Source organism: Oscillibacter sp. GMB15532, from assembly GCF_041020825.1.
Taxonomy (GTDB): Bacteria; Bacillota; Clostridia; order Oscillospirales; family Oscillospiraceae; genus Oscillibacter.
This window is the reverse complement of sequence record NZ_JBEVTO010000002.1, coordinates 85,339-106,688: the sequence shown is the minus strand read 5'-3', so window position 1 is coordinate 106,688 and position 21,350 is coordinate 85,339. Positions and strand designations below refer to the sequence as shown.

General features: G+C 57.9%; 23 protein-coding genes. 5 read left to right on the top strand and 18 right to left on the bottom strand.

Annotated features, from left to right (window positions below; all coding sequences use genetic code 11):
* Positions 1-36: 36 nt before the first annotated feature.
* Together ABVS15_RS03065 and ABVS15_RS03060 are read right to left on the bottom strand one after the other, a co-directional pair.
* Positions 37-186, bottom strand: a complete 150-nt coding sequence (locus ABVS15_RS03065) for a hypothetical protein (RefSeq protein ID WP_369282297.1) — start codon at positions 184-186, stop codon at positions 37-39.
* An 11-nt stretch (positions 187-197) separates the two neighbouring features.
* On the bottom strand, positions 198-968 hold the full coding sequence (locus tag ABVS15_RS03060; protein WP_369282296.1) for a type III pantothenate kinase: 771 nt from the start codon (positions 966-968) through the stop codon (positions 198-200).
* 146 nt (positions 969-1,114) lie between these two features.
* Between ABVS15_RS03060 and ABVS15_RS03055 the strand changes: the two genes are divergently transcribed.
* Both ABVS15_RS03055 and ABVS15_RS03050 read left to right on the top strand, forming a co-directional pair.
* A complete protein-coding gene (locus tag ABVS15_RS03055; RefSeq protein ID WP_369282295.1) occupies positions 1,115-1,633 on the top strand; it encodes a methylated-DNA--[protein]-cysteine S-methyltransferase in 519 nt (172 codons plus the stop codon).
* An 85-nt stretch (positions 1,634-1,718) separates the two neighbouring features.
* Positions 1,719-2,237: an STM3941 family protein gene (locus tag ABVS15_RS03050; RefSeq protein ID WP_369282294.1), complete on the top strand. Its 519-nt coding sequence runs from the start codon at positions 1,719-1,721 to the stop codon at positions 2,235-2,237.
* 65 nt (positions 2,238-2,302) lie between these two features.
* Here ABVS15_RS03050 and spoIVA read toward each other — a convergent pair whose 3' ends face one another.
* Positions 2,303-3,778, bottom strand: a complete 1,476-nt coding sequence (spoIVA, locus tag ABVS15_RS03045; protein ID WP_369282293.1) for a stage IV sporulation protein A — start codon at positions 3,776-3,778, stop codon at positions 2,303-2,305.
* A gap of 211 nt (positions 3,779-3,989) precedes the next feature.
* On the opposite strand from spoIVA, the gene ABVS15_RS03040 reads away from it, so the two are divergent.
* From ABVS15_RS03040 to ABVS15_RS03030, 3 genes are all read left to right on the top strand, one after another.
* Positions 3,990-4,880: an amino acid ABC transporter substrate-binding protein gene (locus tag ABVS15_RS03040; RefSeq protein ID WP_369282292.1), complete on the top strand. Its 891-nt coding sequence runs from the start codon at positions 3,990-3,992 to the stop codon at positions 4,878-4,880.
* Positions 4,881-4,954: 74 nt separating this feature from the next.
* Positions 4,955-5,686 (top strand): amino acid ABC transporter permease, encoded by a 732-nt coding sequence (locus ABVS15_RS03035; RefSeq protein ID WP_369282291.1) that lies wholly within the window; start codon positions 4,955-4,957, stop codon positions 5,684-5,686.
* A gap of 14 nt (positions 5,687-5,700) precedes the next feature.
* A complete protein-coding gene (locus ABVS15_RS03030) occupies positions 5,701-6,459 on the top strand; it encodes an amino acid ABC transporter ATP-binding protein (RefSeq protein WP_369282290.1) in 759 nt (252 codons plus the stop codon).
* A gap of 96 nt (positions 6,460-6,555) precedes the next feature.
* Here the strand turns inward: ABVS15_RS03030 and ABVS15_RS03025 are convergent, their stop codons facing one another.
* The 15 genes from ABVS15_RS03025 to ABVS15_RS02955 form a co-directional block, all read right to left on the bottom strand.
* A complete protein-coding gene (locus ABVS15_RS03025; protein ID WP_369282289.1) occupies positions 6,556-8,091 on the bottom strand; it encodes an SPOCS domain-containing protein in 1,536 nt (511 codons plus the stop codon).
* Positions 8,092-8,259: 168 nt separating this feature from the next.
* Positions 8,260-8,421 (bottom strand): hypothetical protein, encoded by a 162-nt coding sequence (locus ABVS15_RS03020; RefSeq protein ID WP_293007591.1) that lies wholly within the window; start codon positions 8,419-8,421, stop codon positions 8,260-8,262.
* Between the two features lie 144 nt (positions 8,422-8,565).
* Positions 8,566-9,453, bottom strand: coding sequence for a ribosome small subunit-dependent GTPase A (gene rsgA, locus ABVS15_RS03015; RefSeq protein ID WP_369282288.1), 888 nt, complete (start codon positions 9,451-9,453; stop codon positions 8,566-8,568).
* Positions 9,446-11,467: a Stk1 family PASTA domain-containing Ser/Thr kinase gene (pknB, locus tag ABVS15_RS03010; RefSeq protein WP_369282287.1), complete on the bottom strand. Its 2,022-nt coding sequence runs from the start codon at positions 11,465-11,467 to the stop codon at positions 9,446-9,448. Before pknB ends, rsgA begins: the two co-directional genes overlap by 8 nt.
* A 1-nt stretch (position 11,468) precedes the next feature.
* Positions 11,469-12,224 (bottom strand): Stp1/IreP family PP2C-type Ser/Thr phosphatase, encoded by a 756-nt coding sequence (locus ABVS15_RS03005; RefSeq protein WP_369282532.1) that lies wholly within the window; start codon positions 12,222-12,224, stop codon positions 11,469-11,471.
* A 5-nt stretch (positions 12,225-12,229) separates the two neighbouring features.
* Entirely contained in the window at positions 12,230-13,261 is a 1,032-nt protein-coding gene (rlmN, locus tag ABVS15_RS03000) for a 23S rRNA (adenine(2503)-C(2))-methyltransferase RlmN (protein ID WP_369282286.1), read from the bottom strand.
* Positions 13,258-14,595 (bottom strand): 16S rRNA (cytosine(967)-C(5))-methyltransferase RsmB, encoded by a 1,338-nt coding sequence (gene rsmB / locus ABVS15_RS02995; RefSeq protein WP_369282285.1) that lies wholly within the window; start codon positions 14,593-14,595, stop codon positions 13,258-13,260. Before rsmB ends, rlmN begins: the two co-directional genes overlap by 4 nt.
* Entirely contained in the window at positions 14,592-15,317 is a 726-nt protein-coding gene (locus ABVS15_RS02990; RefSeq protein ID WP_369282284.1) for a zinc metallopeptidase, read from the bottom strand. The genes rsmB and ABVS15_RS02990 overlap by 4 nt, the downstream gene beginning before the upstream one ends.
* Before the next feature lie 13 nt (positions 15,318-15,330).
* Entirely contained in the window at positions 15,331-16,248 is a 918-nt protein-coding gene (gene fmt / locus ABVS15_RS02985; protein ID WP_369282283.1) for a methionyl-tRNA formyltransferase, read from the bottom strand.
* A 5-nt stretch (positions 16,249-16,253) separates the two neighbouring features.
* On the bottom strand, positions 16,254-16,778 hold the full coding sequence (gene def, locus ABVS15_RS02980; RefSeq protein ID WP_369282282.1) for a peptide deformylase: 525 nt from the start codon (positions 16,776-16,778) through the stop codon (positions 16,254-16,256).
* Positions 16,779-16,806: 28 nt separating this feature from the next.
* Positions 16,807-19,272, bottom strand: a complete 2,466-nt coding sequence (gene priA, locus ABVS15_RS02975; protein ID WP_369282281.1) for a primosomal protein N' — start codon at positions 19,270-19,272, stop codon at positions 16,807-16,809.
* 24 nt (positions 19,273-19,296) lie between these two features.
* The gene (rpoZ, locus tag ABVS15_RS02970) at positions 19,297-19,542 is read right to left on the bottom strand and encodes a DNA-directed RNA polymerase subunit omega (RefSeq protein ID WP_369282280.1); all 246 of its coding nucleotides are present in this window, start codon (positions 19,540-19,542) and stop codon (positions 19,297-19,299) included.
* 57 nt (positions 19,543-19,599) lie between these two features.
* A complete protein-coding gene (gmk, locus tag ABVS15_RS02965; protein ID WP_294854146.1) occupies positions 19,600-20,196 on the bottom strand; it encodes a guanylate kinase in 597 nt (198 codons plus the stop codon).
* A 1-nt stretch (position 20,197) separates the two neighbouring features.
* Positions 20,198-20,455, bottom strand: a complete 258-nt coding sequence (locus ABVS15_RS02960) for a DUF370 domain-containing protein (protein ID WP_293010454.1) — start codon at positions 20,453-20,455, stop codon at positions 20,198-20,200.
* 4 nt (positions 20,456-20,459) lie between these two features.
* Positions 20,460-21,338 carry a YicC/YloC family endoribonuclease gene (locus tag ABVS15_RS02955; protein WP_369282279.1) on the bottom strand — a complete coding sequence of 293 codons (879 nt, stop codon included), beginning with the start codon at positions 21,336-21,338 and terminating at the stop codon, positions 20,460-20,462.
* Between the last annotated feature and the right edge of the window lie 12 nt (positions 21,339-21,350).

Sequence of the window (21,350 nt, the reverse complement as noted above, 5' to 3'; positions counted from 1 at the left end):
TTTACGGCACTACTCCCTACGGCCATTGCCGCCATCTTACTTATGCTTGCGGATAGCTTCCAACTCATAGACAATCCAAAAAATCATGGCAGAAGCTATGAACCAAATAAACCCCATGTCCCCTAGAAACATTCCAATAAATCCAGCCATAAAAATGGATATCGCAGCCCCAATTGCAAGTCTCATTTTCGTATCTCCTACCGATTTTTCTGGTAGATGGCCCACAGCCCGTCCATCAAAAGGTACTTGTCGTAGACAATCTCGTTCCGGCAATACTTCACGATGATGGGTGCGCTTCCTCCCGTTGCCACCACGCTGACAGTTTTCCCTCGAAACTCGTCCCGGATGCGGTCCAACACGCCGTCCAGCATCCCGGCGGTTCCATAGATAATACCGGCGCGCATGCAGTCCTCCGTGTTTTTACCGATGAGGGACTTGGGATGCTGGACAGAAATGGCGGGGAGCTGCGCCGCCCGGCGGCTCAAAGCCTCCAGAGAGACATTGACCCCCGGCAGTAAAAGCCCGCCCTCATAGGTTCGGTCATGGGAGATGACCCCGATGGTGATGGCGGTGCCCATATCGATGGTGACAATGGGCGCGGCAAACTTTTCAAGGGCCGCCACCGCGTCCGCCACAATGTCGGCCCCCATCTGGGTCTGAAAGTCCATGCGGATGTTCAGGCCTGTTTTAACGCCGGGACCCACCACCATGGGCGGCTTCCCCAATAACCGGCCCACGGCCTTTTCCAGCATGAAATTCAGCGGCGGAACCACGCTGCACACAATGGCTCCGCTGACGTCCTTCAGGTCGTAATGATACAGCGTGAATACGTTCATCAAGTCAATGCTGAACTGATCCGCCGTTCTGCGAATGTCCGTATCCAGCGCAGCCAGAAATTTTAGCTCTCTGTCCGGGCCGAACAGCCCCACGGACATATTGGAATTTCCCACGTCGATGGCCAGAAGCATGTCGCAATCCCCTCCCGTGTTTGATGCTTTTATGGTATCACGTCAGGACAACTCTTGCAAGTGGAACTGCATTCTGCTATAATGATTTTATTAGTCGAACAGATGTTGCCTTTAATTGTTTTTAAAATTTGAAAGGAGCTTTGCCAATGGATACAATCTGCAAGCTTTCCTCTCCCTTGGGTCCCCTGTGCCTTGCGTCCGACGGCTCCGCTCTGACGGGGCTGTGGCTGGAAGGGCAGAAATACTTCGGCTCCATCCTTACGGGGCAGGAGGAAACCGCCGCACTTCCGGTATTCGACCGGACGAAGGACTGGCTTGAGGTCTATTTCTCAGGCAAAACCCCCGGCGCTCTTCCGCCGCTGGCACCCCAAGGCAGCGCATTTCGCCGGGAAGTATGGAAGCTGCTGCTGGAGATTCCCCGGGGCGAAACTGTCACCTACGGCGCACTGGCGCAGCGTCTGCAAGCGCGGGGAACGTCCGCATCGGCCCGGTCTGTGGGCGGCGCGGTGGGACACAACCCCATCTCCATTCTCATCCCCTGCCACCGGGTGGTGGGTGGCGATGGCTCCCTCACCGGCTATGCCGGGGGACTTGCTAACAAAACACGTCTGTTGGAGCTGGAAGGCGTGGATTTAAAAAAATTCCACCTTCCCAAAGAAAAATAATGCGCGTAGAGCAAATGTGCTTTATAAATAATTTGAAAATTGAAATGGAGACTTGCATTTTTTGATTGGAAAGGATACGGAGAGAATGGATGAAACAATTGTTGTTAAGCAGTCGAGAAAGGGCGCGTTTCTCTACATATGCGGAGCATTGGGATTGGTCTTGCTCGGTCTGTTTATACTGTTCGCAGATTTGACGGAAAATCCTTTGAAACGAACCTTATTTAAAGTCATTGGTGTTTTCGGGTTTCTATTTTTTTCTTATTGCAGCATTTTTTTAATTAAAAAGACGCTTTCTGGAAAAGCTCTTCTCACGGTCACATCGGATGGCATCACGGACAACAGTTCTGCGGTTGCTTTCGGATTTATTCCGTGGAACGACATTGAGCGCATTTATCTTGACAGTATGATGGACAATGTATTTATTGAAGTACAATTAAAAAATGAGGAAGATTATATCGGAAAACTTCGTGGCATAAAAAAACAGGCTGTGCTTGCAAACCGAAGAATGGGGCATCAGGCCGTGTGCATCACTCTGAATTCCAGCGGCGTCTCTCCGCAGGACCTGATTGGAGAGCTCCAGAGACGGCATCTGGCGGCGCAGTAAAATAGCCAGTGACCCATACATACAAGCAGTGGGAAGCACTTTGTGCTTCCCACTGTCTTTTTCTATTAGAGAATAATGCAGATCAGCCCGCCGCTGCCCTCGTTGATGATGCGGGTCAGCGTCTCCTGAAGCTTTTTCCGTGCGTCGTCGGGCATCCGCTGGAGCTTGTTTTGCAGGTCCTCGCTCACCAGCTCGTGGAAGCTGCGGCCAAAGATATTGGACTGCCAGATTTTGCTGGTGTCCCCCTCAAACTCCTGTAAAAGGTAGTTCACCATATCCTCCGACTGCTTTTCGTTCCCCACAATGGGGCTGACCGCCGTCTCGATGTCGGCGCGGATCATGTGGATGCTGGGGGCGCTGGCCTTCAGGCGCACGCCGTACCGTCCCCCCTGCTTCATGATTTCCGGCTCCTCCAGCTTCAGCTCATCAAGGCCGGGAACCACAATGCCATAGCCGTTTTCCCGCACGTCGTTCAGCGCGCCTGCCACCTTGTCGTACTCTGTTTTTACGGTGGCAAGCCGGGTCAGCAGGCTCATCAGATCCCCGTCGTCCGCCACGGCGAAGCCGGACTGCTCCGACAGCGTCCGATAGAACAGCTCCTGAGGAAGGAGCAGAACCGAGGAGGCCACGCCGGTTCCAAGATCGATGCCGGTGAGCTTGGCAGAGCTGATGTTCTCGCTCTTGCCAAGCTGCGCGATCACGCCGTCAACCTCCCGGATGTGACGCAGTCCCATGGTCCCTTCCCGCACAGAGCCGTACAGTCCGGCCTTGATGGGGTGGTCCGCCGGAAGGGCGTCCACCCATGCGGGCAGGAACACATCCAGCTCCTGCATGGGAAACTCGTACAGCACGGCCTTCAATACGTCTGCCACCGCCGCCTCGTCCAGCTCCAGACAGTTTACCGGCATACAGTTTACGTCATAGTGGGCCGCAATGTCCTTTGCCATCGCCTGCACCCGCTCGGATTTGGGCGAGTCGGAGTTCAGCAGAACGATAAAGGGCTTTCCCAGTTCCTGAAGCTCCCGGATGACCCGCTCCTCGGCCTCCAGATAGTCCTCTCTTGGAATTTCCGAGATGGACCCGTCGGTGGTAATGACGATGCCGATGGTGGAGTGCTCCGCAATTACTCTGCGGGTGCCAAGCTCCGCCGCCTCCATCATGGGAATCTCGTGGTCGTACCAGGGTGTTGTCACCATGCGGGGCTGGTCGTCTTCCGTGGACCCGATGGCGCCCCGTACCATATACCCCACGCAGTCAATCAGCCGCACGGAAAACGCCGCCCCGTCGGACAGCTGAATCTGAACGGCCTCCTCCGGCACAAACTTTGGCTCCGCCGTCATGATGGTCCGTCCCGAGCCGCTCTGGGGCAGCTCGTCTCTGGCCCGCTCACGGCGGTAGACGTTTTCAATGTTGGGGATCACCTGCGTCTCCATAAACCGTTTGATAAATGTAGATTTTCCCGTGCGTACCGGGCCTACCACACCGATGTAGATGTCACCGGCGGTCCGGGTGGCGATATTCTGATAGATGGTCGTATTCATAGCATCCCCCGTCCTTCTTGCAATCCTGCTTCCACTCTATGTGGAAAGCCTGACAAGTATGACAGGCAGGACGCACCGAAAATTGCACAAAAGCCCGTCGTTTTTTTGCGGATTCTTTTTGGATATCGCATATTTACAGTTTTACGTTATCATGCTAAATTGGTAGTTAACTAAATCAAAAGGGCAGCGCCCTTAAATTGGAGGAATTGTGATGAAACTGAAAAAGATTCTGGCTCTGCTTGCCATGGCGGCAATTGTCGGCTCTCTTGCCGCCTGTGGCGGCACCGCACCCGCAGGCAGCGAAGCGCCCGGCTCCGCGTCGTCTTCCCCGGAAGCCGCGTCCGGCAGCGCGGCACGCACCACCTTTACCGTTGGTTTTGACGCGGAGTATCCCCCTTACGGCTTTATTGCAGACGACGGAAGCTACGTGGGCTTTGATCTGGATTTGGCACAGGAGGTCTGTGACCGCAACGGCTGGGAGCTGATTCGCCAGCCCATCGACTGGACCTCTAAGGACATGGAGCTGGACGCGGGAAATATCGACTGCATCTGGAACGGCTTCACCATGACCGGCCGCGAGGAAAACTATACATGGGTAGGCCCCTACGTAAATAACTCCATTATGTTTGTGGTGCGGTCCGACAGCGGGATTACCGATGCGGCGCAGCTTGCCGGAAAGCCAGTGGTGACCCAGTCTGGCTCCTCCGCCCTCACAGCTCTGACCGACGATCCCGGCGACGGCAGTAACGACGAAAACCTTGCTCTGGCCGCCTCTTTCTCCGCGCTGGACGAAGTCCCCGACTACAACACCGCCTTTATGAATCTGGAATCCGGTGCCAACGACGCCATCGCAGTGGACATCGGCGTGGCCAACTTCCAACTGAAAACTCGTGGCTCTGACAAGTTTGTCATGCTGGAAAAGCCCTTGTCCACTGAGCAGTACGGTATCGGCTTCAAAAAAGGCAACACGGAGCTGGCCGATCAGGTGAAGGCCACGCTGGATGCTATGTGGGCCGACGGAACCTTCCAGAAAATTGCGGCCGCTGCCGCCACAACCTACGATGCGGCGGAGCTTGCCGATATGCTCTGCTACGGCGAATAAGCAGACTGCTTCCGTGAGGGCAGCGGGAAACCCCGCCGCCCTCTCCGGCAATTGAAAATCAAGGAGAATTGGGAATGGTTTTGGCAAATGTACTTCAGCAGCTGCTGACGGGCCTGTGGGCCGCCGTGCAGCTTTTTGTGCTGACACTAGTATTTTCCATGCCTTTGGGGCTTCTGGTGGCGCTGGGGCGGATGTCCGCCTGGGCGCCTCTGCGCCGTCTTGGCACAAAGAGTGAATATGCCGGTAAAAATCCGGGGAAAGCAGTGTCGGCGCTGCGGGCATTCAAGCCCGTGCAGACACTGGTTCGGTTTTTTATCTCTGTCCTCCGGGGCACGCCGCTGATGCTCCAGATGATGGTGGTATATTTCGGGCCCTATTATGTCTTCGGCATCAGCCTGTCGGGGTATTCCCGATTGCTGGCGGCGGTCATCGCGTTTTCTATCAACTACGCCGCCTACTTCGCGGAAATTTATCGCTCTGGTATTCAGTCCATCCCACAGGGGCAGTATGAGGCCGCGCAGGTGTTGGGCTATGGCCGGAGACAGACGTTTTTTAAGATTATTCTGCCCCAGATGGTAAAGCGGGTCCTCCCCGCCGTCACCAACGAGGTGATTACGCTGGTGAAGGACACGTCTCTGGCCTTTGTCATCGCCTATCAGGAGCTGTTCAACGTTGCAAAGCAGATTTCCGCGGCCAACACGACCGTACTTCCGCTGTTTATCGCGGGAGCGTTTTACTTTCTCTTTAACAGCGTGGTGGCATGGGGAATGGAACGCATTGAAAAACGCATGAGCTATTATAGCTGAGGAGGTGTCCGACTATGAAAGTGATGGAGCTGAACGGCGTCCGCAAGTCCTTTGACGAGACTGCGGAGGTGCTGCGGGACATTTCCGTGAGCGTGGACAAGGGCGAGGTTGTGGCAATTATTGGCCCCTCCGGCTCCGGAAAGTCCACGCTGCTGCGCTGTGCCACGCTGCTTACGGAGATGGACGGCGGCGAACTGTCCTATTCCGGAAACAAGGCCGCATGGAATGATGAACAGGGCAGAACGATCTATGCCGGGGACCTGAAAAAGATAAGGCGCTGCTTTGGGCTTGTGTTTCAAAATTTTAATCTTTTCCCCCACTACACGGTCCTGAAAAATCTGACGGACGCGCCCGTCAGCGTGGCGGGCCGGAGCCGGTTGGAGGCGGAAAACGAGGCCATGGAACTGCTGAAAAAAATGGGCCTATCCGACAAGGCAGGGTGCTATCCCTGCCAGCTTTCCGGCGGGCAGCAGCAGCGGGTGGCCATCGCCAGAGCGCTGGCCATGCAGCCAGAAATTCTGTTTTTTGACGAGCCTACCTCCGCGCTGGACCCGGAGCTGACCGGCGAAATTTTAAAGGTCATCCGTCAGCTTGCACAGGAAAAGATGACTATGGTGATTGTTACCCACGAAATGGCTTTTGCCCGGGATGTGGCAGACCGGGTGATTTTCATGGACGGCGGGGTCATTATAGAGCAGGGCCCGCCCAAAGAGGTGCTGGGTGCACCGAAGGAGGAGCGAACAAAGCAGTTCCTGGCCCGGTTTTCCAATTAGTTTGCCGCACACACGCCAAGGATAACTGCGGCAAAGCTCTGCGGGGTTTTTACAGTCTAAAAGCGGTCCGGCTATGCCGGACCGCTTCTTTAATCGTTATAGGCGCTTTCTGGGAATCAGCAGCAGCTTCTCCTCCGATACATCCATCTCGTCCTCCAAGTCATTTGCAGAGAGGATGGTGGTGACGGTGGTGTTGTACCGCTTGGCAAGGTCCCAAAGCGTCTCCTGCCTGTTTTTGCACCGCAGCACAAGAGATGGCGCACCGGTAAGATCCTTGGGTGCTTCACTGCTGATTTTTGCAGAGGACACGCAGACCCTCTTTTTCCGGGAAACTGCCTCTGCACGAAACTCTACCGAGAACCTCACTTCGATCCCCCGGTCCCCCAGACTCCCCTGAACCTCCTCGGGGCAAATGGCGTGAGCGGTTACCCGGCAGTCCTCCGGCAAATCCATCTGGCAGCTCACGTCAATGCTCCGCTCGGCCATCAGCGCCGCGCCGCCTTCGTCCAGATACAGCGCCCGAACAGCCACGGCGGTACGCAAGGTACTGCCCCCGCCCTCACGGCTGACGGATACGGCGCTGGGAGAGGCGGAAAGCGTCAGAATGGAATCCGCCACCACGCCGATTTCCAGCACCTCCCGCACCGTTTGGCGGCGGGTCAGGGTTTCCGCAAAGTCGCATAGCTGCAACGGCTGGGCCTCGTAGCTCAAGTCATAGGCCGTGCTGTACAGATCGCACAGCAGCGTCACGTCCTGCTCCTGGCGCAGCAGGGCCGTGGCGTGTAGATACAGCGTAACGGCAATTTTTCGGTTGTCGTGGTCGCCGTCCACCTGAATATCGGTTCCGGTGAGCTGAACCCTGACAGCGGCCACACAACCCTCGGCCGCGCCGTCCACCTCCATAATCTGGGAGAACGGCAGTTCACCGGAGGTGGAGCAGCATCTTCCCTCCAAAGAGCGGTACAGGAGACAAACCGTGAAAATTCCCTTTAAAATCAGCTTGCTGCCCACCACCTTTGTCTCCGTCACACAGACGGACACGCGGCTGGACAGAATTTCCGCAGCACCCTCCCTGCCCGGGGACAGGTCCAGCTCGTCGGAAAATGTAAAATCTTTTTCTGCGATATGTGTCAGTGCGGTGGTATGCTGCACCTCCCGCCGTTTTTCAACGCACAGGGCCGCGTCTGTCTCCGCGTCGGTACAAAATTCCGTCTCTGCCCGGCGATATCCGCTGAGGCGGGTGACTAACCGACAGCGGGTAAACACCTTGCGGGGGTTTAACGCGCGGGTTTCCAGCAGCTCCGGCTCCGTGTCCGCCACCAAAAGCACACACTCCGGCATGGCCTTAGCGTCCGACTCGGCGGAAAAGGGCATTGCAAAATCCAGCGTGCGAACGCCGCTCTCCCCGTCCGGGGTATAGAGCACCGTCACCCGCACGGTGCCGGAAAGCTCCGCTTTCCCGTCTCGCAGCTCCCGGCTGTGGAGATAGACTTTCCCCTCCGTGTCGATGATGCGGGCAATGTCGGGGCAGTAATCCGGCACAATTGTCTCCGCCGTTTCCTCCTGCGTCAGCACCAGCTCCCCGCCCACGTCATAGGCGTCAAAGCGGGCTTTTTTTAAATCCAGTTCCATTCAGACCATCCTTTCCCGGCCATTGTGATTCTGGCCTATCCTATGCCGGGAGGATGAGGGTTATTCCTTCATCCCGAACAACCTGCGCAGCAGGCCGCACAGCGCTTTCGGCGACTTCCAGACGACGATTTTCATATAGACGCACTCCTTTTCCAAATCAAACTCATCTCAGCGCCGAAGACAGGCGCTCCCGCAGGCGATCAGGAGCAGCGCGACGATAAACAGCAGAAAGCCGGTGGGAAAAATCGCCGCAATTAAAATACCCAGCCCCAGCGACACCGCACATACGCCCAGCCAGCAGCCCCCTCCTCCTCCACGGCCACACCACATATCCGCCGCACCTCCTCTCGTATTCCAGTATATACGCGGGAATAAAAAAGCGTGCGGAACAAAGCACCAAGGCGGGGAAATTTTTGCACGGAAAAGGAAAAATAAAAAAGTGCGGATACCGTAAAATCGGTATCCGCACTTGTCCTATTTCTTTTGCTCCGCCCATTCCTTGAGGGGCTTCAGCTCCTCGTAAAGCCGGAGATAGCTGTCGTGGCGGCTCTTTTGAAGTTTTCTGTCCATAAGGGCCTCCAGCACCGCACAGCCTTTTTCCTTTGTGTGGCTGCATCCCACAAATCGGCATGCCTCCCGATACGGCGCAAAGTCCGGAAAAGTTTCGGGAAGGCGGTGTTTCAGCTCTAAATCCAGTTCTTCGGAATCAAAGGACGCAAAGCCGGGTGAATCCACCACCTCCGCGCCGCAGGACAGGTGAAAGAGCTCTACGTGGCGGGTGGTGTGCCGTCCCCGGCCAAGAGCCTCGCTAATCTCTCCCACCTGTAATCCAAACGCCGGGTCCAGTGCATTTAAAATACTGGATTTCCCCACGCCGGAGTTTCCTGTAAAGGCAGATAGCTTTCCACTTATCAAAGGCTTCAATTCCTCCAGGCCCTCCCCCGTTTCCGCGCTGACGCGGACCGTGGGAAAGCCCGCGGCGCGGTAAATCTCATACAACCCATCGGCGCTGTTCAAGTCGCACTTGTTCAGCACAATCACCACGCCGCAGTCCTTCAGCGCCGCGATGGCGGAAAGCCGGTCGATGAGATAGGGGTCGGTTTTGGGAAGAGCCTCCGAGGCAATCACCACAATCTGGTCGACATTTGCCACGGCAGGACGGCGAAAGATATTCTTCCGGGGCTTTATGGCCTCCACATAACCTTCTCCGTTCCCCAGCTCCCGGATTTCCACCCGGTCCCCCACCAGAGGGGAAAGGCCCTCTTTGCGAAATTTTCCTCTGGCACGGCAGCAAAATAGTTCACCGCCGCACTCCACGTAGTAAAACCCGCTGAGGGCCTTTTGAATCCGGCCCTCACGCATCAAAGCTCACCGTACGTGTTTCAAACAGCGTTCCGTCGTAATACACCTGCACCGTGCCGCTGCCAGTGCCATACAGGTCCACAGTCGTGGTTCCGTCGCTGCAATTCACATTGCCGTCAAACTGGGACTGACCGTCCAGCAACACCACCATATGAACGGTTTCCCGCCCATCCTGCGGCAGCGAAAAAGTGGCCGGCTGGAGAACCAGATTTCCCGAGGGGTTATTCGTGCCCGCGGGGCCCTTGCTGACGGAGAGAATAATCGTGTCGCCCTTGTTGGCCTTGGTATTTCCGGCGGGGTCCTGCGCCACTACCATCCCGACAGCCTCGTTGCTCTCCACATCTTTTACCTCTACCTCCAGACCAAGGCTTCTGGCCAGTTCCTTCGCCTTGTCAACGGGAAGCGCGGTCAGGGGAAGCACATCCACCGGAATTTTCTCCGGTCCCGTGCTGACATACAGTATTACGGTGTCGCCCTTTTTCAGGGTAGCCCCCGCCTCCGGGTCTGTGCGAATGATGGCGTCCGCCGTCACGTCGTCGCTGCTCTCCTCGACAGTTTGAATTTCCAGCTTCAAATCGGTGACGAGCGTTTTCATATCCACCTTTGCAACCTGAATATTCTTTCCGATCAAGCCGTCCGGCATCGTGTCGGTTCTCTCCCCGGCACTGACGATGACATCAATAACAAGGTTGGTCTTTTTCGTCATGTTCTCCGATGGGTCCTGCTTGAGGATCACATCCACCGGCGCATCGTCGTAAACCCTGCTCACCACATTGATTGTAAAAATTCCGTCAACCTCGGGAAGCGCATTGGCCTCGTCCACCGTCAGTCCCAGCACATTGGGAACGGTATATTTGTCTCCCGCATCCATGGAGCCGAACACGGCCCTAGCCACGAAAAACACCGCCACCAGCGCCACAATCACCACGCCGGTAATCATGGCCGTGCGTTTGTTCGGGGACAGCTCTCCTTCGGACTTTCGGGGCGGGTCCCGGTCGTAATCCGAGCTATACTTCCGGTCGCGGCCCCGCCCGTATTCCCGTCCGGTTTCCCGCTCACGGGAAAGCTCCCGCGCGGCATGATGCTGCGCGGCAGCAGCCATCACAGCGCCGGTACGCAACGGGCGGGTGGGCTCGTCAGGCTCCTCCGGGCGAAGGTCCTTGGGATCAATGTCCAAATCCACGCCGGGATTTTTACGGAAGGCATCCAGATCGAGAATCATGGCTTCGGCGGAGTCATACCGCCGGTCCCGGTCCGGGGCCATGGCCTTCATGCAGATCAGCTCCAGCGGCTCGGGGATACCGGCGTCAATCTCCCGGGGTGCCAGCGGAATAGAGCTGAGATGCTGGATGGCCACTGACACCGCCGAATCCCCCTCGAAAGGCAGGCGGCAGGTGAGCATCTCATAAAGCACCACACCGGCGGAATAAATGTCGGAGCGTGCGTCGGTCCGGTCACCCCTGGCCTGCTCAGGAGAAATATAGTGAACCGAGCCAAGGGCCTCCTGCGTCAGGGTCTGAGCGGAGTTTTCAAGGCAGGCAATCCCAAAATCGGCCACCTTTACACTGCCGTCCCGCAGAACCATGATGTTCTGGGGCTTGATGTCCCGGTGGACAATGCCCCGGCTGTGTGCGTGGGAAAGGCCGCGCATAATCTGGGTGATGAAGTGCAAAGACTCCCGCCAGTCCAGTTTTTCCCGCTTCTCCATATACTGCTTGAGGGTGATGCCATCAATCAGCTCCATGACGATGTATTCTACCTCCGCGCTTTGGGACACGTCGTACACCGAAACGATATTGGGGTGGGACAGCATGGCAACGGCCTTGGACTCTGCGTGGAACCGGCGGCGGAACTCCTCGTCCTGCGCCAAATCGCTCTTGAGAATCTTCACCGCCACCAACCGGTTCAAACGGTGGCACTTGGCTTTGTAAACGACGGCCATTCCGCCGGTTCCGATTCGCTCCAGAATTTCATAGCGGCTGTCCAGCATTTTTCCGATATAGGAATCCACCATGTCACACACCCTCCTTTCCGTCCGGTTCGCGCATCAGCACAGCGGTTACATTGTCTTTCGCGCCCCGTTCCTTGGAAAGCTCCAAAAGCCTTGCAAGGCAGTCCTCTCCCGTCTTGGCACTGTTCACCTCGTCCAGCATCTCCTGATCCGACACGGTGTCTACCAGCCCGTCGCTGCACAGCAGAATAATTTCTCCCGGCTCCATGGGGCATATGTAGCCGTCGCTCTCGATCAGCTCATCCGGCCCCAGTGCCCGGGTAATCAAATTGCGGTTTGGATGGCGGCGGGCCTCCTCGGCGGTGATGTCCCCCCGTTCCACCATGCTTTCCACCAGCGAGTGGTCCCGGGTGATCCGGACGATGGAATCTTTTGTGATATGATACGCGCGGCTGTCGCCCACGTTGCTCACCACAGCGCCGCCGCCGTAGCCCACGGCCGCCACCAGCGTAGTTCCCATGTTCTGATATTCTTCGCTCTGCCGTGCCGCCTCCCAAACCGCGCGGTTTGCAAGAGACACCGCAAAGGACGACGCCTCCCGAAGCTGCCCCGGCGTCATCTCCGAGCGCAGAACGCGCCGTACCTCCCGCATATAGGTATCCACCGCGATATGGCTTGCCAGACGGCCGCCAGCGGTGCCGCCCATGCCGTCGCATACCACGCAGACGGTATGTCCGCTGTCCGTGCGTTCCCGCACGGCAAAGGCGTCCTGATTGTCCTTGCGGACCAGGCCCACATCCGTAATGCCCCATACCTGCATGTCGGTCACACTCCTTTCCTCTCTTCCATGGCCTTCCGACGGAGCTGACCGCAGGAGGCGTCGATATCCCCGCCCAGACTGCGCCGCACCGTGGCGGTGACGCCATGGGACTCCAGCCGCTTTTGAAACGCCGCCGTCCGCTTGGACGGCTTGAACGGGCTTTCCACCACGTCGTTCAGCGGGATGAGATTCACATGTCCCGGCATTCCCCGCAGCTTTTCCGAGATAAGGTCCGCCTGCCAGTCGCCATCGTTCACGCCGTCGATCATGGCGTACTCAAAGGAAATGCGCCGTCCTGTTTTTTTAAAATACCGATGACAGGCGGCAAACAGCTCCTCCACAGGATAGGCCCGGTTCACCGGCATGATTTTAGAGCGGGTTTCCCCATCCGGCGCGTGTAGGGAGACGGACAGCGTAAGCTGAAGGCCCAGCTCCGCAAGGCGGTCAATGCCGGGGATGATACCGCAGGTGGACAGGGAGATGTGCCGCATACCGATGTTCAGCCCCTCCGGGCAGTTCACCAGCTCCAAAAACCGCAGCACATTGTCCAGATTATCCAGCGGCTCCCCAATCCCCATTAAAACGATGTTGGAAACCGGCAGACCGGCGTCCTTCTGGGTGAAAATCACCTGATCCAACAGCTCCGCGGGCGTCAGGCTCCTGACCTTTCCCGCCACGGTGGACGCACAGAACGCGCAGCCCATCAGGCAACCCACCTGCGAGGAGATGCAGACGGTATTCCCGTGGTGATAGCGCATCAAAACAGATTCGATGCAGTTTCCATCGCTCAGCTCCCACAGGTATTTCACGGTGCCGTCCAGCTTGGAAACCTGCTTGCGCACGGCCACGGGCGGTGTGAGAATACATGTACGCTCCAGCTTTTCCCGGAGAGACTTTGGCAGATTCGTCATCTCATCAAAAGAGCTCACCCCACCGTGAAGCCAGGAGAACACCTGCTTCCCGCGAAAAGCAGGCTCTCCCATGTCCTTCAGGGTACGGGTCATTTCCTCCGGCGTCTGGGATTTCAAGTCGATCATTGTGAGACTTCCCTTTCAGCGCGCCTCAGACGGCAGATGTAAAATCCGTCGGTTCCATGGCGGTGGGGCCAGAGGGTCAGCTCCCCCGTCTGCTCCCCCAAAGGCTGGGGCAGCGTAAAGCTTTCCCGGGAAAACTCCGGGTGGGCGGCGAGAAATCCGTCCACAATCTGACCGTTTTCCTCCGGAAGCACGGTGCAGGTGGAGTAAATCAAAGTACCGCCGGGCTTCACATACCGCGCCGCGTTTTCTATCAGCGCGGACTGCGCTACGGTAAGTGTAAACAGATCGTCGGGGGATTTATACCGAACGTCCGGTTTTTTGCGAATAATGCCAAGGCCGGAGCAGGGCGCATCCACCAGCACTATGTCAGCGCTGTCGGCCCATTCGGAACGGAAAACCGTCCCGTCGGCGGCAAAGGTCTGAATAGATGTAATACCTAGCCGCGCGGCGCCCTCCTGAATGCGGACAAGCTTTTTTTCATGGAGGTCACAGGAGAAAACCTCGCCCCCGTCCCCCATCAGCACAGCCGCGCCAAAGGACTTTCCACCCGGAGCAGCGCACACGTCGATGACCCGATGTTCCTTTTCAGGCGCAGCAATCAGGCCCACCAGCTTGGCGGCGGGGTCCTGCACAAAAAACTCGCCCTGCCCAAACGCCTCCAGCGCCGTCAGATCACCGGAAGAGGACAACTCCAGACAGTCCGGTACCCACGGGTGGGGAGTAACCGCCACTCCTGCTGCCGTAAGCTTTGCGGTTAGCTCCTCCCGCGTAGTTTTCAGCGTGTTGACCTGAACCGTCAGGGGTGCAATGCCGTTGTCGGCGGCGAGGAATGCCTCGGCCTCCACCCGTCCCAGCAACGTCAAAAGCCACTTTACCAGCCACTTGGGATGACTGTACTTAATAGAAAGGTATTGCGCCTCATCCCTGTCGGGAATAACCGGCAGCTTATCCTTGTTCAAAGAAACCTTCCGCAAAACGGCGTTCACCAGCCCGGAAGCCGCACCACGTTTGTTTTTCTTTGCCAGCTCCACGGCTTCGTTCACAGCCGCCCGGTCCGGCACCTTGTCCAAAAACAGAATCTGATACGCGCCCAGTCTCAGAATGTCCGAAAGCGGTATTTGCAAATGGCTCACCTTCTGGGTGCAGTAGGCCCCCAGGTAAAAGTCCAGCAAAGCGCGGTTCTGCAAAACGCCGTAGACCATGCGGGTAGCCAGCGCGGCTTCCGCTCCGGTCAGGCCGTCCCTCCGGAGTTGGGCTTTCAAAGAAGCATCCGCCCATGCGGCATTGGACGAGACGGCACCCAGCACCCGCAGTGCGGTATCCCGGGCGCTCATCTGCGGCCTCCCCGGCGGTTGCCGCCCCGGGCCGCAAAAATGGCCACGAACCGCAAAAGCTGTAAAAGGCTGGTCAGAAGCGCCGCCACATACGTCAGTGCCGCCGCCCGCAGAACCTTTTTCGCGCCCCCAATCTCATCCTCCGCCAGCAAACCCTCGCCCTCTATGGTTTCGATGGCCCGGGCAGAGGCGTTAAACTCCACCGGCAGCGTCACCAACTGAAAGAACGTTGTAATCCCAAACAAGATGATACCCGCCAGAAACAGGGACTGGCTGTACATCAGCATTCCGATCATCAGCAGAATAAAAGAAAACCGGGACCCAAAGCTGGTGGCGGGAATGATGAGATTGCGCAGGCGGATGGGAGCGTACCCCACGGCATACTGCACCGCGTGCCCCGCCTCATGGCAGGCCACGCCCACCGCTGCCACGGTGGCCGCGCCGTACACGTCCTCGGAGAGATAAATGGCGTTGGAACGGGGGTCATAGTGATCGGTGAGTCGTCCTTGTGTTGGATGAATGGTCACACCGGTAACCCCGTGGGCCCGCAACACCGCCTCAGCGGCTTGTGCGCCCGTCATGCGGCGGCGGTTGGTTTCCTTGCTGTATCGGTTGAAGCTGCCGGAAACCTGCGCCTGTGCGTACAGAGACAGCAGAAAGACCGGAATCAGCAGAACCCAATATAGGTTGTTCGCAAAGAAATAAGCATAATCGTTTTGCATCAAATTCCTCGTTTCAAAGTTGGATAGGATGGCCCCGCAGATAGTCCGCGACGGACATCCGCTTTCCCCCATCCGCCTGTATTTCTGTCAAGCAAAGAGCCTTGCCATCCCCGCACGCAACTGAAATTCCACGCTTACCTGCGGAAAGCAGTGTCCCCGGCTCGGCGGAGGTTTCCTCCCCCGTCTCCTGAGATTTAAAAACCTTCATCGCCCGTCCGTCCACCACTGCGGAAGCCGCAGGCCAGGGAATCAGTCCCCGAATCTGGCAGTTGACGGCATGGGCATTCTTCGTCCAATCAATGGGCGACAGGTCCCGGGAAAGCATGGGCGCATAGGTGGCCGCATCCTCATCCTGAGCAATACGAACCACGGTTCCGGATTCAATCGCCGCAATTGCTTCGCTCAGTGCTTCCGCCCCCAGCTCGGCCAGACGGGCGGTCAGGGCCTGCGCATCCTCATCCGGTCCAATGGGTGTTTTGATTTTGGAGATTACGTCCCCTGCGTCCAGCTTGTCCACCATATACATGATAGATACGCCCGTTTCTCCGTCCCCATTTAAAATCGCCCAGTTGATGGGAGCCGCGCCCCGGTATTTAGGCAACAGGGACGAGTGGACGTTGATGGAACCGTATTTCGGATAGTTTAAAAGCTCCTCCGGCAAAATTTTGCCGTAAGCCGCTGCCACAATCAACTCCGGCTCCAGCCTGCGCACAAGGTCCATTGCCTCGCCGTCCCGGGCCTTCTGTGGCTGAAATACGTCAAGTCCAAGCGTCAGTGCATATTCCTTAACAGGCGTTGGTATCAGTTTCATGCCCCGGTTTTTAGGCTTGTCCGGCTGTGTAATGACTCCGCAGATTTCATGACCGTCCTTCGCCAGTCTTCGTAGCGAAGCCACGGCAAATTCGGGAGTTCCCATAAACAACACGCGCATCAGCGTTACGCCTCCGGTTCCGCGTTTTCGTCCTCGTCAGGCCCCTCGGCCTCCAAATATTCCGACAACTCCTCGTCAGTCAGAAAATGGTCCACATACTCGGAGAACAGGTGTCCATCCAGATGCTCAATCTCATGGCAGAAGGCCCGGGCGGTCAGGCCTTCGCCCTCCACCTCAAACCAATTGCCCTCCCGATCCTGCGCCCGGACACGCACATGGTCAGGCCGTGTAACCACGCCCCATTTTCCAGGCAGGCTCAGACAGCCCTCAAGCCCCGTCTGCTCCCCCTCCTGAAAAATGATTTCCGGGTTAATCAGCTCGATATACTCCTCGGAATCCTCGTCCAGCACCAGGCAAACCCGCCGCAAAACGCCCACCTGGGGTGCGGCAAGACCCGCGCCTCTGGCGTCCGTCAGCGTCTCCGCCATGTCGTCCAGCAACTGGCGCAGGCGCCCGTTGAACTCCGTCACGGGGCGGCTCTTCTTTAGCAGGGAATTGTCCCCCGCCTCTATAATTCTTCTCAAAGCCATTGCGTTGTCCTCCAATCGAAAATCGCAATCAATCCATTGCGTTACAATCTGCAAACAGGTTCAGACCCCGGTTTTCCCGCCGCTTTCCAAACTCGCGCAGCAGCCATGCCACCCGGTCCCGGGTCGGCTTGTCATTTTTGCCGGAGAGAAACACCCGGTAGCGAAACCGGTTGTTCACCTTCAGTACCGGCGCAGGGGCGGGACCTAAAATTTCCGGCTCAGTTTCCCGAACCGCTGCGTCCTCCATCAGCGTTCCCAGCTCGCCCCGCAGGGCCATCGCCGCACGGAGCACCGCACCCTCATCTCCGCCGGAGACGGTAAGAGTAAAGAGGTCCGCAAAGGGTGGATAGCGCCGGATGCGCCGCAGTGCAATTTCACTTTCGTAAAACCGTTCGTAATCCTGCAACGCGGCACTCTGAATCACCTCGTTGCCGGGGGTATAGGTCTGGATGACCGCCCGGCCGCTCTTACCGCCCCGGCCCGCCCGACCCACCACCTGCGTCAGCAGGCTGAATGTCCGTTCGGCGGCGCGGTAATTGTCCATATACAAAGACGCGTCGGCGCTGAGTACGCCCACCAGCGTCACATTTTCAAAATCAAGGCCTTTGGCCACCATCTGGGTTCCCAGAAGGATGGGAATCCGCTCCCGCTCAAACCGGCCCAGAAGCGTTTCATGGTCCCCGCCGGCGGTGTCCGCGTCCATCCGCAAAACGCCCACGCCGGGGAATAAGTCCCGCAGCTCCTCTTCCACTCGCTGGGTCCCGGCCCCGATGTGCTTCATGATGCCGCCGCACTCGGGGCAGACGTTGCTGGCTGGGCTGGAATGACCGCAGTAGTGGCACATCAGCCGCCCGTTGGCGGAGTGATAGGTCATGGAAACACTGCATCTTGGACAGGCGGGAACGCTGCCGCATTCACCGCACACCAGCATCCGGCTGTTGCCCCGGCGGTTCAGAAACAGGATGCTCTGCTCTCCCCGCTCCAGATTTTCCTGAAGCTCCCGCCGCAGCGGCCCGCTGAGCGCACCGGAATTTCCAGCCTTGATCTCCTGCCGCAGGTCCACCACCTGAACGTCGGGCAGGCTCTGTTCGTTGTACCGCCTGCGCAGCAACTCGTGGTGATACTGCCCCTGCTTCGCGCTCCATGCGGTTTCCACCGCCGGGGTGGCAGAGCCCAGCACCAGCGCCGCGCCGCTTTGCGCGCAGCGGAACTTTGCCACGTCCCGGGTATGATACCGGGGCGCGTTTTCCGACGCGTAGCTCCCCTCCTGCTCCTCGTCCATGATGACAAGACCCAAATCTACCAGCGGCGCAAACACCGCCGACCGGGTGCCCAGCACCAGCCGTGCCTCTCCCCGGCGGATGCGCTTCCACTGGTCATACCGCTCTGTCATCCGCAGGGAACTGTGCAGCATGGCAACAGACCCTCCGAAGTAAGAAGAAAACTTCTCCATCATCTGGGGCGTCAGCACAATTTCCGGCACCAGCACCAGCACGGACCGGCCCTGCTTGAGGACTTCCTGTGCCAGACGGATATAAATCTGCGTCTTTCCGCTGCCTGTGACGCCCTGTAAAAGCGCCGCCTCAGCCTTGCCGGATTGCATCAGGGCCAGCAGCCGCTCAAAGGCGGATTGCTGCTCATCGTTAAGGACAATAGGTGGCCCGGGTTCGACCTCCTTCGGCTCCGGAATCCGAAGCCGTTCTTCCTCCGAAAACGCCACAATACCGGACTTCTCCAATCCCTTCAGGGTCTGGGCGGAAGCTCCGGTAAAATAACAGATGTCCCGCACCGAAGCCCGACCGGTGGCGCTTAGCAGCAATACCACCTCGTAGCGCATCGGCGCGGATTTTTTTCTGGGTTCCACCAGCGCAAGAGCCTCCGCCCCGTCCATGGTCAGTTCCGCCATCCGACGCTGTTTATCGCTCACGCGCCGGGTGGAGGTGACGCTGGAGCAAAGCACGCCCTTCTTGCACAAAGCACGCAGCGTGGGCTCCGCGTCCTCGCCGCAGACGCCCTTTAGCTGGGTCAGCTCGGCGCTGCCCCCGGCAGCAAAAACCGCATCCAGCACCGGCTCGGCGTGTTTCATTTTTCCGGCGAGGTCCTCAGCGGCGGCGCGATCAAGCCCCTCCGTCAGTGTAAAAACCTCACGCAGGCGATACCAAAGGCCCGCGGGCAAAATGGTCTTCACCGCCTCATACATGGTGCAGAAATACCGCTGGCGCATCCACAGAGCCAGCGACACGCCCCAGTCGTCCAGCACCGGCTCGTCGTCCAGCACGGATGAAAGCGGCTTTACGCCAGCGCGCTTCGGGCCGGTTTCCCGGGCCAGAATCACACCTTCGCAGCTTCGGTTTCCCCTGCCGAAGGGTACGGACACCCGCACCCCCGGCCTCGCCTTTTCCAGCATCGACTGGGGAATCACATAGTCATAGGGTCGATCGATGGAAAACGTGGCCGCGCTGACGGCAACCTTTGCAATCTCTGAACGCTCCATCCTCGTCCCTCCCCGTCCGCGGAATTATTCCTGCGGCATTCTCTGCTGGTCGGCATCGCTCTCCGCGATGGTCAGGTTCATGCCCCGGGAATCCAGCTTGCCGTCCGCCACCTCATGGATAGCCAAAGTCACGGGCTTTTCGCACAGCGGCTCACCGGAGCTTTCCGCAGCCTCGGAAATTTGACGGGCCCTCCGGGCCACTACGTTCACCAGCATATACCGGTTGGGAATGTAGCTGTTCAGCTGGGTCATTGCAGGATAAAGCATCATGGTAAATTTCTTCCTATCTGCCTTTCGGCTTAAAATAATCGCCTGATAGGCGGTCACTCATCTTCCGCTGATAATCTCCATGCGATCGCTGGGCTTGCAGTGCTCCGCCGTCATAATGGCGTCCAGCTCCGCCACCGCCGTTTCCACGGTGTCGTTGATGACGAAGTAATCATAGGTATGGGCCGTTTGAAATTCCACCTTGGCCCGCAGCAGACGCTTCTGCACCTTTTCCGGAGAATCGGTTCCCCGTTCCGTCAGCCGCCGCTCCAGCTCCGCCCAGGAGGGCGGGGCGATGAAAATGCGGGGTGTCCCCGGACGTTTGTCGCACACCTGTAACGCGCCCTGAATCTCAATGTCCAGAATTACATCCTGCCCGGCCTCCATGGCCTCGTCCACATATTTCTTCGGCGTACCGTAGAAGTTTCCCACATACTCGGCATACTCCAAAAACTCCTCATTGGCGATTCTCTCCCGGAACGCGTCCACGTCCATATACCGGTAGTGCACACCGTCCACCTCTCCGGGACGCGGCTCCCGGGTTGTGGCGGAGATGGAAAAGTACAGGTTGGAGCGCTTTTCCAAAAGCGCCTTTAAAACCGTGCTCTTTCCCACCCCGGAGGGCCCTGAAATAATGAAAGTCTTTCCCTTTTGCATCCTATTCTTCCTCTTCCTTCGGGATTTCAGTCCCCAGACGCCCCGCCAGCTTTTCCACCGGCAGCGCGGAGAGGACCACATGGTCGCTGTCCATGACAAAAATCGAGGCGGTCTTCCGCCCATAGGTCGCGTCGATCAGCATTCCCCGCTCCCGGGATTCCTGAATCAGGCGCTTCACCGGCGCGGAATCCGGACTGACCACCGCCACCAGACGGTCTGCGGATATCAGGCTTCCAAAGCCGATATTGATAAGCTTCACGGCCTTACTCCACGTTCTGGACCTGCTCGCGGATTTTTTCCACCTCCGCCTTCAGGTCCACCGCCACCTGCGCGATGGAAACATCGCAGCACTTGGAGCCGATGGTGTTGGACTCCCGGTTCACCTCCTGAATCAAAAAGTCCATCTTCCGCCCCATGGGTTCGTCGGAGCGCAGCATCTCCCGAAGCTGGGAAAGATGGCTGCGCAGGCGGACCGTCTCCTCGTCCACGGCCACCTTGTCGCTGTAAATCGCGGCCTCCGTCAAAATTCGCTGGGGGTCGATGGAGGCGCTTTGCAAAACCTCCTCCATCCGGGCCGTCAGCTTCCGGCGATACTCCGCCACCGTCTCGGGAGAGCGCTCCTCCACCCGCTTGGTCAACGCCTCGATTGCGTCCAGACGGCCGCTGATATCGGCGGCCAGCTTTTTGCCCTCCAACGCCCGCATGGTATTGTACGCGGACAGCGCTTCATCCAGCACCAGACAGATATCCGCGCCCAGCGCGTCGAGATCTTCCTCCGCCTTGGTCACATTCAGCACATCGGGAAACCGGGCCAGCGTCTCGGGATAGATTTTTGCCTCGGTACCACAGAGTTCCGCAAGCTCCCTCAGCGCGGCAGCATAGCTCTCTGCAAGGCCGCGGTCCACTGTCACCTTGGCAGTGTCCGCCCCTGTGGAATCAATGCTGAAAAGGATATCCACTTTCCCTCTTGAAACGGTCTGCTGCACGTGCTTGCGCACCGCGTCCTCCGCGAAAACGTAGGCTCTTGGCAGCTTTACCGTGCAGTCCAGATACCGATTGTTGACAGACCGAACCTCCACGGTAATATCCCGATTTTCAAGTGTTTTTCTCGCCCGGCCATAGCCGGTCATACTCTTAATCACTTTTATTTCCTC